This window comes from Burkholderia sp. Ap-955 (genome assembly GCF_011753045.1).
Classification (GTDB): Bacteria; Pseudomonadota; Gammaproteobacteria; order Burkholderiales; family Burkholderiaceae; genus Burkholderia; species Burkholderia lata_D.
In genome coordinates this window covers 13,365-27,175 of sequence record NZ_VWWH01000094.1, presented here as the reverse complement: position 1 = coordinate 27,175, position 13,811 = coordinate 13,365, and the positions used below count along the sequence as shown (strand labels likewise).

Annotated in this window: 13 protein-coding genes; 4 read left to right on the top strand and 9 right to left on the bottom strand. The window is 67.1% G+C overall.

Annotation, left to right across the window (positions count from 1 at the left end):
- The 4 genes from F3J15_RS31415 to F3J15_RS31400 form a co-directional block, all read right to left on the bottom strand.
- A partial coding sequence (locus F3J15_RS31415; RefSeq protein WP_166896090.1) for a PqiC family protein occupies positions 1 to 628 on the bottom strand: 628 nt, incomplete at its 3' end.
- Positions 625 to 2,244 (bottom strand): MlaD family protein, encoded by a 1,620-nt coding sequence (locus F3J15_RS31410; protein ID WP_166896088.1) that lies wholly within the window; start codon positions 2,242 to 2,244, stop codon positions 625 to 627. The genes F3J15_RS31410 and F3J15_RS31415, both read right to left, overlap by 4 nt.
- A complete protein-coding gene (locus F3J15_RS31405; RefSeq protein WP_089483453.1) occupies positions 2,237 to 2,866 on the bottom strand; it encodes a paraquat-inducible protein A in 630 nt (209 codons plus the stop codon). The genes F3J15_RS31410 and F3J15_RS31405 overlap by 8 nt, the downstream gene beginning before the upstream one ends.
- Positions 2,863 to 3,528 carry a paraquat-inducible protein A gene (locus F3J15_RS31400; RefSeq protein ID WP_069247167.1) on the bottom strand — a complete coding sequence of 222 codons (666 nt, stop codon included), beginning with the start codon at positions 3,526 to 3,528 and terminating at the stop codon, positions 2,863 to 2,865. The genes F3J15_RS31405 and F3J15_RS31400 overlap by 4 nt, the downstream gene beginning before the upstream one ends.
- Positions 3,529 to 3,786: 258 nt before the next feature.
- On the opposite strand from F3J15_RS31400, the gene F3J15_RS31395 reads away from it, so the two are divergent.
- From F3J15_RS31395 to F3J15_RS31380, 4 genes are all read left to right on the top strand, one after another.
- On the top strand, positions 3,787 to 4,347 hold the full coding sequence (locus F3J15_RS31395) for a cytochrome b (RefSeq protein ID WP_069247168.1): 561 nt from the start codon (positions 3,787 to 3,789) through the stop codon (positions 4,345 to 4,347).
- A gap of 8 nt (positions 4,348 to 4,355) precedes the next feature.
- Complete coding sequence (locus tag F3J15_RS31390) at positions 4,356 to 4,916, top strand: YceI family protein (protein WP_011350991.1); 561 nt, start codon at positions 4,356 to 4,358, stop codon at positions 4,914 to 4,916.
- 65 nt (positions 4,917 to 4,981) lie between these two features.
- The gene (locus tag F3J15_RS31385; protein ID WP_069247169.1) at positions 4,982 to 5,563 is read left to right on the top strand and encodes a YceI family protein; all 582 of its coding nucleotides are present in this window, start codon (positions 4,982 to 4,984) and stop codon (positions 5,561 to 5,563) included.
- Positions 5,564 to 5,746: 183 nt separating this feature from the next.
- Positions 5,747 to 7,024 carry an MFS transporter gene (locus F3J15_RS31380; protein ID WP_166896086.1) on the top strand — a complete coding sequence of 426 codons (1,278 nt, stop codon included), beginning with the start codon at positions 5,747 to 5,749 and terminating at the stop codon, positions 7,022 to 7,024.
- An 18-nt stretch (positions 7,025 to 7,042) separates the two neighbouring features.
- Here F3J15_RS31380 and F3J15_RS31375 read toward each other — a convergent pair whose 3' ends face one another.
- From F3J15_RS31375 to tgt, 5 genes are all read right to left on the bottom strand, one after another.
- Complete coding sequence (locus tag F3J15_RS31375) at positions 7,043 to 8,596, bottom strand: S41 family peptidase (protein WP_205191086.1); 1,554 nt, start codon at positions 8,594 to 8,596, stop codon at positions 7,043 to 7,045.
- 211 nt (positions 8,597 to 8,807) lie between these two features.
- Positions 8,808 to 9,758, bottom strand: coding sequence for a protein translocase subunit SecF (gene secF / locus F3J15_RS31370; RefSeq protein WP_069247171.1), 951 nt, complete (start codon positions 9,756 to 9,758; stop codon positions 8,808 to 8,810).
- Between the two features lie 16 nt (positions 9,759 to 9,774).
- Positions 9,775 to 11,796 (bottom strand): protein translocase subunit SecD, encoded by a 2,022-nt coding sequence (gene secD, locus F3J15_RS31365; protein WP_069247172.1) that lies wholly within the window; start codon positions 11,794 to 11,796, stop codon positions 9,775 to 9,777.
- A gap of 106 nt (positions 11,797 to 11,902) precedes the next feature.
- The gene (gene yajC / locus F3J15_RS31360; RefSeq protein WP_006476868.1) at positions 11,903 to 12,226 is read right to left on the bottom strand and encodes a preprotein translocase subunit YajC; all 324 of its coding nucleotides are present in this window, start codon (positions 12,224 to 12,226) and stop codon (positions 11,903 to 11,905) included.
- 245 nt (positions 12,227 to 12,471) lie between these two features.
- Positions 12,472 to 13,671, bottom strand: coding sequence for a tRNA guanosine(34) transglycosylase Tgt (tgt, locus tag F3J15_RS31355; RefSeq protein WP_166896084.1), 1,200 nt, complete (start codon positions 13,669 to 13,671; stop codon positions 12,472 to 12,474).
- Positions 13,672 to 13,811: the final 140 nt, after the last annotated feature.

Below are 13,811 nucleotides of genomic sequence, written 5' to 3'. Positions count from 1 at the left end.
CTCTTCCGATCTCAGCCGTAGTGCCGCGGCGCGCGGCCATCGCGCGCACGCCGGCCGCGGCTTGCGTGGCAATCACGTCGAGCGCGCGCCGGTGGCCGGCGACGAGCGCGTCGTAGCCGTCGGCGACCGGTTCCGCGACGCTCGTGCGGCAGGTCATCACGGCCTGCGTGGCGAGCGAACGCACGCTCCACACGGCGTCGATCGCCGCGCGCTTGGCCGGCCACGATTCGAAGCGCTGCACGTTCACGCTGATGCGATACACGGGCACGCCGGGCGGGTACGCGGAATTCGCGACGTCGATCGTGCCGAGCTGCGCGGCGAGATCGTCCGACAGCGCGCGGCGGATCTCGTCGGCGGGCGGCGACGCCCAGCGTTCCTGCTCGAGCACGTCGACCTGCGCGGCGTTCTTCTGCACGACCAGCTGGTTCTTCGCGACCTGCTCGGGCACGCCGACGGACGGCACCTCGATCAGGAACGCCGGGTTGGCCGGCGCGGTGCGCAGCGGCGCCGCGGCATCGGCCGGGCTGAGCGTATAGAACCGCGCGGGCGGCGAGCTGCACGCGGCGAGCACGAGGGCGGCGACAGCCGCCGCCGCGCCGCTCGCGAAACCGTTCACGCGTGTCGTCATGGTTGATCTCCTGGCTTGCCCTTGAGCAGCGATTCGGGGTGACGCTCGAGGTAGTCGGCGAGCGCGTTCAGCGACTGCAGCGTGCGTGTGAGCTCCTTCAGCGCGCCGCGCACGTCGGACTGCAGCGGCGAATCCTGCTGCAGCGTCGCTTCGGCGGTCGAGAAGGTCTGCTTCGCGGCCGACAGCGTGTCGCGCGCTTCCGGCGCGACCTGCGTGTCGAGCTGCTTGAACAGCTTGTCGGCGTTCGACAGCGCGCTGTTCAGGTTCGCGCCGATCTGGTCGAACGGCACCTTGTCGAGCTTCTTCGCGATGTCGGCGACCTGCAACTGCAGCTCGTCGAGCGTGTTCGGCACGGTCGGCAGCTCGAGCGGCTGGCGCGCCGTGTCGATCTTCACGGCCGGCGCCTTCGGGAAGAAGTCGAGCGCGACGTACAGCTGGCTCGTCAGCAGGTTGCCGGTGCGCAGCTGGCCGCGCAGCCCGTGCTGGACGAGCCGCTCGACGATCTCGCGGCGGGCCGGTTCGCCCTTGCTCTCGATCGTTTCGCGGAAGCGGCGGCCGAGGCGTTCCGGATACACGTTCATCGTCACCGGCATCAGGAAGTTTTTCGTCTTCGGATCGAAGTCGATGCCGATGTTCGTCACTTCGCCGAGCACGATGCCGCGGAAGTCGACCGTCGCGCCGACCGCGAGCCCGCGCAGCGACTGGTTGAAGTTCATCACGACCTGCAGCGGCTGGCCGTCCGGGTCGCGCATCGCGTCGCCCTCGTCGGCCGCGAGGCGGAACGTCGTGTTGTTCGGCGCCGTCGCGCCGGAGCCCTGGTTCGGTGGCGTCTGGAACGCGATGCCGCCGAGGATCACCGTCGCGAGCGACTGTGTGTTCAGCTTCAGGCCGCTCGAGTCGAGCCGCAGGTCCACGCCGCTCGCCTGCCACCAGCGCGAATTCACGCCGACGTACTGGTTGTACGGCGCATTGACGAACACGTTGAACGTGACGCCCGTGCCGTCCTTGTCGAGCGAGAAGCCGACCACCTGGCCGACCTGCACGCGGCGGTAGTAGACCGGCGAGCCGATGTCGACCGAGCCGAGCGAATCGCCGCGCAGCACGTACTGCGTGCCTTTCTGGTCGCCCGTGACGGCGGGCGGTGACTCGAGGCCCGTGAAGTCGGTCAGCGTATCCTCCGAGCGCCCGGCGTCGACGCCGATGTACGCGCCCGACAGCAGCGTGCCGAGCCCCGACACGCCGGTCGCGCCGACCCGCGGCCGCACGATCCAGAAGCGCGAGCCCTTGACCGCGAAGTCCTCCGCTTCCTTCTTGAGCTGCACCTGGACGAGCACGCGCGACAGGTCCTTCGACAGCTTGATCGTCTTGACCATGCCGATCTCGACGTCCTTGTACTTGACCTGGGTCTTGCCGGGCTCGAGCCCTTCGGCGCTGTGGAAGCTGATCGTGATTTCCGGGCCGCGCTCGCGCACGGACTTGATCACGAGGCCGATGCCGATCAGCGCGGCGATCAGCGGCACGAGCCAGACGAGCGACGGCAGCCAGCCGCTTTTCGTCGAGATCGTCGGATCGGGCGGCCGGGGCGCGTCTTGCTGCGGGCCTTGTGGACTATTCATGGTGATTCCCTGAGGTTTCGACTGGATCCCAGATCAGGCGGGGATCGAACTGCATCGATGCGAGCATCGTCAGGATCACGACGGAACCGAACGCGAGCGCGCCGGGGCCGGCCGTGATGGTGGCGAGCGAACGAAAATGGACGAGCGCGACGGTGAGCGTCACGACGAAGATGTCGAGCATCGACCAGCGGCCGATGCGCTCGACGATCCGGAACAGGCGCGTGCGCTGCAGCGGCCGCCAGGCGGTGCGGCGCTGCGCGCTGATCACGAGGATCAGCAGCACGCAGAGCTTGAGCATCGGCACGAGGATGCTCGCGACGAACACGACGACCGCGAGCGGCCAGTCGCCGGACGTCCAGAAATAGATGACGCCGCTCATGATCGTGTCTTCCTGCGAGCCGACGATCGACGACGTACGCATGATCGGCAGCAGGTTCGCCGGGATATACAGGATCGCGGCCGCGAGCAGCAGCGCCCACGTGCGCATGATGCTGTTCGGCGTGCGCACGTGCAGCGCGCTGCCGCAGCGCGCGCAATGCGCGTGCGGTTGGTCGATCGTCTGCACGAGCCCGCACGCGTGGCAGCTGACGTAGCCCTCGCGGGCGGCGGTCGGCGTCGTCATCGGCGGGGCGCGTCCGGCAGCGGCGCCGCGGTGTCGGGCCCCGCGGGCGAGCGGCCGGCGCGCAGGTCGTCGGCGATGTCCCACACCGTGCGCGGGTCGAACATCAGCACGACGGCGATCATCAGCGTGAGCGCGCCGAACGCGAACAGCGCCGCGTCGGGCACGACGCGCGCGAGGCTCACCATCTTCACGATCGTGACCACGATGCCGAGCATGAACACCTCGATCATCCCCCACGGCCGCACGAGCTGGATCGTGCGCAGCACGAGGTTCAGGCCCGGCGGCACGACGCCGCGGCGGATCGGCAGCAGCACGTAAAGCAGCGCGGCCATCTCGACGAGCGGGAACAGCACGGTCGAGCAGAACACCATCACGCCGACGACTGCCATGTCCTGATGCCACAGCGTGTCGATCGCGCCGATCAGCGTCGTCTGCACGCGCGTGCCGTTCAGGTCCATTTCGAGGATCGGGAACGTCTGCGCGATGATGAACGTGACGAGCGCCGCGACCGCGAGCGCGGTGATGCGCTCGATCTGCGTGGTGCTGTTGCGATAGAGCAGCGCGTCGCAGCGCGGACAGCGCGCGATCTCGCGGCGCCTCAGGCGCGGTTTATGCAACAGTGCGTCGCATTCGTGGCAGGCAATCAGGTCGTATCGTTGCATGGAAAAGGCGGTGTTGCGACGGCTCGGGGAACGCGTCGACGGGGCCGGAACCCGCGCCAATCTTACCAAAAGGCCTTTTTCGGTGTGTCAACGATCGCCAGTTCGGTGACTGATCGGTAACATGACAGGAAGCTGTCAGCCGGCTGGCGGGCCTGTCTTCAGAGTCCGCGCGCGTCAAAAGGTTGCGGTAGCATGGCGCCCTTGACAAGCGTCGGACGCATGGCCGGCGCGGCCGTTCGCTGAACTGAGGAATCCAAGATGGCATCGAAATCGCTGCCGGCCAGGCCGGTACGCTATACGCAGACGGCGATCGCGCTGCACTGGCTGATCGCGCTGCTGATCGTCTGCGCGTTCGCGCTGGGCTGGGTGATGACCGACATCCCGGGCTTCACGCCGACCAAGCTGAAGTACTTCTCGTGGCACAAGTGGATCGGCGTGACGGTCTTCGCGCTGGCCGTCGCGCGCGTGCTGTGGCGTGCGACCCACGTGCCGCCGGCGCTGCCGGGCGGTACGCCCGCGTGGCAGCGCGCGGCGTCGCACGGCGTGCATATCCTGCTGTACGTGCTGATGATCGTGATTCCGGTGACGGGCTACCTGTACAGCTCGGCGTCGAACATCCCGGTCGTCTACCTCGGCATCGTGCCGCTGCCGCGGCTGATCGACCCCGATCCGGTGCTGAAGGAAACCTTCAAGACGCTTCACGTGTCATTGAATTACATTCTGCTTGCGCTCGTTTCGCTGCACGTGGTCGCGGCGCTCAAGCACCAGTTGTTGGACCGCGACGGCCTGCTGTCGCGGATGCTTCCCTTTGCCAAATGAAGGATCCCATGAAAGTGTCTTTCTCCCGCTCCATGCTGACCGCGTTCGCCGCGGTGTCACTTGTCGCGTCGGGCGCGGCGCTCGCCGATGTCGATCTCGCGAAGAGCAAGGTGTCCGCCGTGTCGAAGCAGATGAACGTGCCGACCGAAGGCGCGTTCAAGAAGTTTTCCGCGCAGGTGAAGTTCGACCCGGCGAAAGCCGCGCAGGGCAGCGCCCAGATGACGATCGACGTCGCGAGCTATGACCTCGGCGACAAGATGTACAACGACCAGGTCGCCGGCAAGGACTGGTTCGACGCGAAGGCGTATCCGCAGGCCACGTTCGTGTCGTCGGCGATCGCGCCGGCGGGCGGCAACAAGTACAACGTGACCGGCAAGCTGACGATCAAGGGCAAGTCCGAGAACGTCACGGTGCCCGTCACGGTCACGCAGAGCGGCGCGACGCAGACCTTCGACGGTGTACTGCCGATCAAGCGCTCGGCGTTCAACGTCGGCACCGGCGAGTGGAAGGACACGTCGGTCGTCGCGGACGAAGTGCAGATCAAGTTCCATCTCGTCGCCACCAAGTAAGCGGCGGGCTGTTGCCTCACCCGAATGCCGCGCGAGGGCGCGGCGCCGTTCCAAGGAGAAAAAGTTTGAAAAAGCAACTGATCATCGCCGCAGGCGCGCTGGCAGCATCGCTGTCGTTCTCGGCGTTTGCCGATAGCGCAACGTACCAGTTCGATCCGAGCCACACGTACCCGAGCTTCGAGGCCGACCACTTCGGCGGCCTGTCGGTCTGGCGCGGCAAGTTCGACAAGTCGAGCGGCTCCGTGACGCTCGACCGCGCGGCGAAGACGGGTACGGTCGACGTGACGACCGACATCGCGTCGATCCACACCGGCAGCGCGAAGCTCGACGAGCATCTGCAGACGGCCGAGTTCTTCGACGTGTCCAAGTTCCCGCAGGCGAACTACAAGGGCACGATCAAGTTCGACGGCGACAAGCCGGTGTCGGTGGTCGGCAACCTGACGCTGCATGGCGTCACGAAGCCGGTCACGCTGAAGATCGATTCGTTCAAGTGCATGCCGCACCCGATGCTCAAGCGTGAAGTGTGCGGTGTCGACGCCGTCGGCGAATTCAGCCGCGACGATTTCGGCCTCGACTACGGCAAGCAGTACGGCTTCAAGATGAAGACGAAGCTGCTGATCACGGCCGAAGCCGTCAAGCAGCAGTAAGCCCGCCAGCCGGGCCGGCGTTCGCGCCGGCCCGCCGCGAGCCCGCCGCCGCGTTCCCGTCAGGGAGCGCGGCGGTATTTTTTTGCGCGCCTATAATCGCCCGAGCGCCGTGCGCGGCGCCGGGCAGGCCGACGGCGCGCGCGGCCGCTTCGCACAGAACGTACAACGACAAGGAGATCGCCGATGCATGCCGTCACGCAGTCCCGTTCCATTGCTTCGTCGCCGCGCGTCTGGCGCGCGGTGGTCGCCGCGTCGATCGGCAACGCGCTCGAGTGGTTCGATCTCGTCGTCTACGGCTTCTTCGCGGTGACGATCTCGAAGCTGTTCTTCCCGGCCGGCAACGACACCGTGTCGCTGCTGCTCACGCTCGGCACGTTCGGCGTGTCGTTCTTCATGCGCCCGCTCGGCGCGATCGTGCTCGGCGCGTACGCCGACCGCGCCGGCCGCAAGGCCGCACTCACGCTGTCGATCCTGCTGATGATGGGCGGCACGCTGATCATCGCGGTGCTGCCGACCTACGAGACGATCGGCGTTGCCGCGCCGGTGATCCTCGTCGCCGCGCGGCTGATGCAGGGCTTCTCCGCCGGCGGCGAGTTCGGCAGCGCGACCGCGTTCCTCGCCGAGCACGTGCCGGGCCGGCGCGGCTTCTTCGCGAGCTGGCAGGTCGCGAGCCAGGGGCTCACGACGCTGCTCGCCGCCGGCTTCGGCACCGTGCTGAACGCGCAGCTCACGGCCGCGCAGATGGCGTCGTGGGGCTGGCGCGTGCCGTTCTTCTTCGGCCTGCTGCTCGGGCCGGTCGCGTACTACATCCGCACGAAGGTCGACGAGACCCCCGAATTCCTCGCGGCGGAAGGCACCGCGAACCCGCTGCGCGACACGTTCGCGTCGCACAAGGCGCGCCTCGTCGCCGCGATGGGCGTGGTCGTGCTCGGCACCGTCGCGACCTATCTCGTGCTGTTCATGCCGACCTACGGCGTGAAGCAGCTCGGCCTCGCGCCGTCGGCTGCGTTCGCGGCGATCCTCGTGGTCGGCGTGATCCAGATGGCGTTCGCGCCGCTCGTCGGCCACTGGTCGGACACCTACGGCCGCGTACGCGTGATGGTCGCGCCGGCCGTCGGCATCCTCGTGCTGATCTACCCGGCATTCGCGTACCTGGTCGCCCATCCGGGCTTCGGCACGCTGATCGCGCTGCAGGTGCTGCTCGCGTTCCTGATGACGGGCTACTTCGCGGCGCTGCCGGGTTTGCTGTCCGAAGTGTTTCCGGTGCAGACGCGCACGACCGGGATGTCGCTTGCGTATAACGTCGCGGTGACGATCTTCGGCGGCTTCGGGCCGTTCATCATCGCGTGGCTGATCAAGGCGACCGGGATGAAGACCGCGCCGAGCTTCTACCTGATGTTCGCGGCCGTGCTGAGCCTCGTGGCGCTGGTCGTGCTGCGCAAGCGGTTCGGCTTCCGGTAACAGGACGGGCGGCGTGCGTCAGTTGCCGGCGTGCTCGCACACGGGTTGGGCGGGCATCAGTTGCGACTTGGCTTCGACGGTCCGCACCGGATGCCCGGCGAGCGCCGCAAGCGCCTGACCGAGCTGCCAGTCGGTTGTCGTGCCGAACTCGCGCTGCGGCAGCGCCGCGCTCTTCGCGGTATCGATCTTCGCGAGCATGCGCTGCTCGCGCAGCTTCTGCCGTTCCTTGCGCACCTTCGCGAACGGATCGGGCGCCAGCCGGTCCGCGTACGGCGCGCGGGCGAGGTCGGCTTCCCGGTACCACAGCAGCACGCCGTCGACGTCCGAGTCGCGGCGCGGCGGCACGAGCCAGTCCGGCACGACGCCGTAGCCGTCCATCGGGCAGCCGTTCGGCCGCAGGTTGCGCGCGAACGTGAAATTCAGGCGCGTGCCGTCGATCAGGTCGACGCCCGTCTGCGCAAGCCCCTTCCCGTAGGTCGGCATGCCGAGCAGCTTCGCGCGGCCGAGATCCTTCAGTGCCGCCGCGGTCGCTTCGGCGGCCGACGCGCTTTGTCCGTCGACCAGCACGACGAGCGGCACGGTGCGCCACCAGTCGTCGGCCTGCAGCGGCGCGAGCGGATCCTGGCCGTGCATGACCGGTAATTCGTAATCGGGCCAGTTGGTCGTATAGCGGCGGCGGTTGGCGTCGCCGCGCTCGACCGTCACCATCGCGGTGCGGTCGCGGCCCGCGAACAGCGCGGTGATGCCGATCGCTGCATTGAGCGCGCCGCCGCCGTTGATGCGCAGGTCGAGGATCACGCCTTTCACCGGCGGGCCCGTGCGGCGCGCGGCCTGCACCGCGTCGATGTAGTCGCCGACGGCCGGTTCGGGGAAGCTCGACAGCCGCGTGTACAGGATGTCGCCGTCGAGGCGTTTCGCGGTCGCCGGATGGGGCTTGAGGATCGTCCGCACCGGCGCGAAGCTCAGCACCGCGTGCGACGGGCCGCGCTGGACCGTGAGCTTCAGCGGCACGCCCGCATCGCCCTTGGCGAGTTTGATCAGGTCGGCAGGGTCGATGCCGACGACGCTCGCATCGTTCATTGCGACGACGAGATCGTCGGCGCGCACACCGGCCTTTTCCGCGGGCGCGTCGGGCATCACGTCGACGATGTGCAGCCCGTCGGGCCGCGTCTCGAACACGATGCCGATGCCGGGCGTGCCGTCACGCGTGCGCCGTTCGTCGTCGCGCCGCTCCTGCTCCTCCTTCGCGTCGAAGAAACGTGCGTACGGCAGCGTCTTGATTCCCGCGTGGGTCGTTGCGTCGAGCAGTTCGCCGATGTCGACGTCGGTCAGGTGCTGCTTCTTGAGCACGTCGACGGCCGCCTTGAGCTCGCAGATCTGCGGCTCCCAGTCGGGCGGGCAGGGCGAAGGCGGATGGGTGGGGGCGGGCGAAGCGGCTGCGGGCGTCGAAGCGGCGGATGCGGGCGGGGCCGACGCCGGCTGCTGCGCACCGACGGATGACGCACACGGCAGGAGCGCGGCCGTGACGGCGGCGCAAACGGCAAGGCGAAGAGCGACACGCGTGGGAGGCATCATCGGAACCGCACGTTTGAACGGAGGGCGAAGGTGCTGTCCCGCTGACGCACGGTCGGCCGGAAAGTGGCGCGGCGGGACGGTCACGATTGTAGCCGACGCGCGTGACGGGGCAGGGCGAGCGGGCGGCGCGATGCGCGGCAGCGGCGCGGGCATGAAAAAGCCGGCCCAACCGGGCCGGCTTTTCGTCTGTGCCGAAGCAGCGTGGTGCTTAAACCTGCGCGCCTGCGTTCGGATCGTCCGGATCGTGCGCGGACTTCTTTTCCTTGATCAGGTCTTCGCGCTTGATGCCGAGCCACATCGCGAGCGAGCCCGCGACGAACACCGACGAGTAGATGCCGAACATGATGCCGACCGTCAGCGCGAGTGCGAAGTAGTGCAGCGTCGGGCCGCCGAAGAAGAACATCGACAGCACCATCATTTCGGTCGACGTGTGCGTGATGATCGTCCGCGACATCGTGGTCGTGATCGCATGGTTGATCACTTCCTGCACGCTCATCTTGCGTTCGCGGCGGAACGTTTCGCGGATCCGGTCGAAGATGACGACCGACTCGTTGACCGAGTAACCGAGCACCGCGAGGATCGCCGCGAGCACCGCCAGCGAGAACTCCCACTGGAAGAACGCGAAGAAGCCGAGAATGATCACGACGTCGTGCAGGTTGGCGATGATGCCGGCCACCGCGTACTTCCACTCGAAGCGGAACGACAGGTAGATCACGATGCCGATCACGACGCACGCGAGCGCGAGCAGGCCGTCGGTCGCGAGCTCCCGGCCGACCTGCGGGCCGACGAACTCGACGCGCTGCAGCGTGACGTCCGGGCTCTGCGCCTTCAGCGCGCCCATCACCTGGTCGCTCTGCTGCGCGGACGTGAGGCCTTCCTTCAGCTGCAGGCGGATCAGCACGTTGCGCGACGTGCCGAAGTTCTGCACCTGCGCGTCGGCATAGCCGAGCTTGCCGAGCGTCGCGCGCACGGGCTCGAGTTCAGCGGCCTGCTGGTACTGCACCTCGATCACCGTCCCGCCGGTGAATTCGACGGACAGGTGCAGCCCGCGGTGGAACAGGAAGAACACGGCGGCGAGGAACGTGACCAGCGAGATCACGTTGAACACCAGCGCGTGCCGCATGAACGGAATGTCTTTACGGATGCGGAAAAATTCCATGGTCTTCTCCGGGGCCTTATTGGGTCGAGCCCGGTTTCTTCGGCGACACGCCTTGCTGCGCGCGGTTGCGCAGCTGCGGCTTGCCGGCGCGCGGCGCGTTGCCCTTCGCGGGGGCGGCGAGCTTCGCGGCGCGTGCGGTGTCGGTCGATTCGTCGGCGTCGGTGAACGACGCGGCGGCAGCGGCGCCTTCCGGCTTCCACACCTGGCCGATCGCGAGCGACTTCAGCTTCTTGCGGCCGCCGTACCAGAGGTTGACGATCCCGCGCGAGAAGAACACCGCGGAGAACATCGACGTCAGGATACCGAGGCAGTGCACGATCGCGAACGCGCGAACCGGGCCCGAGCCGAACGCGAGCAGCGCGAGGCCGGCGATCAGCGTCGTGACGTTCGAGTCGAGAATCGTCGCCCACGCATGCGCGTAGCCGGCCTGGATCGCGGTCTGCGGCGGCTGGCCGGCGCGTAGTTCTTCACGCACGCGCTCGTTGATCAGCACGTTCGAATCGATTGCCATACCGAGCGCGAGCGCGATTGCGGCGATACCGGGCAGCGTCAGCGTCGCCTGCATCAGCGACAGCACGGCGACGAGCAGCAGCAGGTTCACCGACAGGCCGATCACCGAGATCACGCCGAACAGCATGTAGTACGCGATCATGAACACGGCGATCGCGCAGAAGCCCCAGATCACCGAGTGGACGCCCATCTTGATGTTGTCGGCGCCGAGGCTCGGGCCGATCGTGCGTTCCTCGATGATGTCCATCGGCGCCGCGAGCGAACCGGCGCGCAGCAGCAGCGCGAGGTCGGCCGCAGCCTGCGGCGTCGGCTGGCCCGTGATCTGGAAGCGGTCGCCGAGTTCCGACTGGATCGTCGCGACCGTCAGCACTTCGCCCTTGCCCTTCTCGAACAGCACCATCGCCATCGGCTTGCCGATGTTCTCGCGCGACACCGCGCGCACCGAGCGGCCACCCGCCGAATCGAGGCGGATGTTGACCGACGGACGCTGGTGCTCGTCGAAGCCGGCCGATGCATCGATGATGCGGTCGCCCGTGAAGATCACTTCCTTCTTCAGCAGCACCGGCGCCTGGTTGCCCTGCGTGAACAGCTCTTCACCCGGCGGCACCGGGTCGTTCGGGTTCGGGTGCGTGTTGATCGGATCGGCGAGGCGCGCCTCGAGCGTCGCGGTGCGGCCGATGATGTCCTTCGCCTTCGCGGTGTCCTGCACGCCCGGCAGCTCGACGACGATACGGTCGCTACCTTGCTGCTGCAGGATCGGCTCGGACACGCCGAGTTCGTTCACGCGGTTATGGAGCGTCGTCAGGTTCTGCTTGAGCGCGGCGTCCTCGACGGACTTCTGCACGGCCGGCGTGAACGTGCCGACGACCTGCGTGCCGCCACCGCCGGGCTGGGTCGCCCATTGCAGTTCGGTGATCGACAGCGCGAGCAGCTTGCGGGCGTCTTCCGCCGTCTGCGCATCGCTGAAGTTGACGACCACGGACTGGTCGACGCGGCTCACGCCGCCGTCGCGGATGTTCTTGTCGCGCAGCAGCGTGCGCGCGTCGGACGCGTCGGAATCGAGCTTCTTCGTCAGCGCGCCCGTCATGTCGACCTGGAGCAGGAAGTGGACGCCGCCACGCAGGTCGAGGCCGAGATACATCGGCAGCGCGTGCAGGGAGGTCAGCCAGCGCGGCGACGCGCTCTGCAGGTTCAGGGCGACGACGTACTGCGGATCGTTCGGGTCGGCGTTCAGCGACTTCTGCAGCAGGTCCTTGACGCGCAGCTGCGTATCGGTGTCCTTCAGGCGCACGCGGATGTTCGCGTTGGTCGCCGTGTTCTCGAAGGTGACGTCGTCCGGCGTGATCTGCGCGGACGCGAGCGCCGATTCGACCTGGGTCAGCGTGGTCGAGTCGAGCTTGACCGTGGCCTTGCCGCTCGACACCTGCACCGCCGGCGCTTCGCCGAAGAAGTTGGGCAATGTGTACAGAAGGCCGATGGCGAGCGCCACGACCATCACGACATATTTCCAGAGTGGGTAACGATTCATGAGGGAGCCGAACGGGTGGTTGGCGTGAAAGCGTCGCGTCCGGCGCCGCGGCGGCCCGCTCTCTCAGGCGGGCACGGCGCGGGGAGCCGGACGCTCGGTGAAGGGCTTACAGCGACTTGATCGTGCCCTTCGGCAGAATGGTCGTGACCGCGGCCTTCTGCACGGTGATTTCGGTGCCTTCGGCGATTTCGACGCCGATGTAGCCTTCGGTGACCTTCGTCACCTTGCCCACGAGGCCGCCGCTCGTGACGACTTCGTCGCCCTTGGCCATGGCCGCGAGCATGTTGCGGTGCTCCTTCTGACGCTTCATCTGCGGACGGATCATGATGAAGTAGAGCACGGCAAACATCAGGATGAGCGGCAGGAAGCTCATCAGGCTCGATTCGGCGCCACCGGCACCTTGGGCGAACGCGTTGGAAATGAACGGCACGTTGGTCTCTCCGTAGGGGAAGATCGAAAAATAAGCCGGTTATTCTACCACCGGCCCCATGCGCAAACGGATCGGCAAATGCGCTTTCGGATCAAGCTGTTAAAGCGCGAACCGGTACCGTTGCGACTTGTTTGGAAAGGCAATTGTAATATTTGGCGGTCGGGTTCGACAGTTGGGGTGCGTTATTTAGTACACGTCCCATGTGACGGGCCGCCCATCGAGCCGCCCGCACGTCTGCCGGCCCGTCAGTCGACGCCTCTCGCACGGTCCTCCGCGAAGCGCTGGCGGAACGCGTCGAACGTGTGGGTCTCGATCGCTTCGCGGATCTCGCCCATCAGCTGCAGGTAGTAGTGCAGGTTGTGGATCGTGTTGAGCTGTGCGCCGAGGATCTCGCCGACGCGGTGCAGGTGATGCAGGTAGCCGCGCGAGAAGTTCTGGCACGTGTAGCACGTGCAGCTCGCGTCGAGCGGCTTCAGCGAGTTCTTGTGCGTCGCGTTGCGGATCTTCACGTCGCCGAAGCGGGTGAACAGCCAGCCGTTGCGCGCGTTGCGGGTCGGCATCACGCAGTCGAACATGTCGACGCCGTTGGCGACGCCCTCGACCAGGTCCTCCGGCGTGCCGACGCCCATCAGGTAGTGCGGCTTGTTGGCCGGCAGTTTCGGGCCGACGTGGCGCAGCACGCGCATCATGTCTTCCTTCGGCTCGCCGACCGACAGCCCGCCGATCGCGAGGCCGTGGAAGCCGAGTTCCGCGAGGCCCGCGAGCGATTCGTCGCGCAGGTCCTCGAACATCCCGCCCTGGACGATCCCGAACAGCGCATTCGGGTTGCCGAGCCGGTTGAATTCGTCGAGCGAGCGCTTCGCCCAGCGCAGCGACATGCGCATCGAGTCGGCCGCTTCCTTGTGCGTGGTCGGCACGCCGTTGGTCGCATACGGCGTGCACTCGTCGAACTGCATCACGACGTCGGAGTTCAGCACCTTCTGGATCTGCATCGACACTTCCGGCGACAGGAACAGCTTGTCGCCGTTGATCGGCGACGCGAACGTCACGCCGTCCTCGGTGATCTTGCGCAGGTCGCCGAGCGAGAACACCTGGAAGCCGCCCGAGTCGGTCAGGATCGGCTTGTTCCAGCCCATGAAGGCGTGCAGGCCGCTGTGCGCGTCGATCGTGTCGAGGCCCGGGCGCAGCCACAGGTGGAACGTGTTGCCGAGGATGATCTGGGCCTTGATCTCGTGCAGCTCGCGCGGCTGGATCGCCTTCACGGTGCCGTACGTGCCGACCGGCATGAAGATCGGCGTTTCGACCACGCCGTGGTTGAGCTTCACGCGGCCGCGGCGCGCATGGCCGTCGGTCGTCAGCAGTTCGAATTCGAGCCCGTTCGCCGGGCGGTCCTGCACGGGGGCGTGCGTATCAGCGTGCGTATCGTGGGATGAACCTTCGGTCATCGCGTCATTCTCCTTGCCACCGGAGAACAGTCCGGCGCATGTTGGAAACGCCGCCGGAAGACCGGCGGCGGGGAAAAGCGGGTGCGTGCGAGCATCGCACGCACAACGTGAAAGCGGAACCTGGCCGTTCGGTACGGCGG

Bases quoted from the DNA above. Each gene is read 5' to 3' on its own strand.
- tgt (WP_166896084.1), bottom strand. From the start codon at position 13,671: ATGACCGAAGGTTCATCCCACGATACGCACGCTGATACGCACGCCCCC.
- F3J15_RS31375 (WP_205191086.1), bottom strand. From the start codon at position 8,596: ATGCCTCCCACGCGTGTCGCTCTTCGCCTTGCCGTTTGCGCCGCCGTC.
- F3J15_RS31380 (WP_166896086.1), top strand. From the start codon at position 5,747: ATGCATGCCGTCACGCAGTCCCGTTCCATTGCTTCGTCGCCGCGCGTC.
- secF (WP_069247171.1), bottom strand. From the start codon at position 9,758: ATGGAATTTTTCCGCATCCGTAAAGACATTCCGTTCATGCGGCACGCG.
- F3J15_RS31405 (WP_089483453.1), bottom strand. From the start codon at position 2,866: ATGACGACGCCGACCGCCGCCCGCGAGGGCTACGTCAGCTGCCACGCG.
- F3J15_RS31400 (WP_069247167.1), bottom strand. From the start codon at position 3,528: ATGCAACGATACGACCTGATTGCCTGCCACGAATGCGACGCACTGTTG.
- secD (WP_069247172.1), bottom strand. From the start codon at position 11,796: ATGAATCGTTACCCACTCTGGAAATATGTCGTGATGGTCGTGGCGCTC.
- F3J15_RS31395 (WP_069247168.1), top strand. From the start codon at position 3,787: ATGGCATCGAAATCGCTGCCGGCCAGGCCGGTACGCTATACGCAGACG.
- F3J15_RS31390 (WP_011350991.1), top strand. From the start codon at position 4,356: ATGAAAGTGTCTTTCTCCCGCTCCATGCTGACCGCGTTCGCCGCGGTG.
- F3J15_RS31410 (WP_166896088.1), bottom strand. From the start codon at position 2,244: ATGAATAGTCCACAAGGCCCGCAGCAAGACGCGCCCCGGCCGCCCGAT.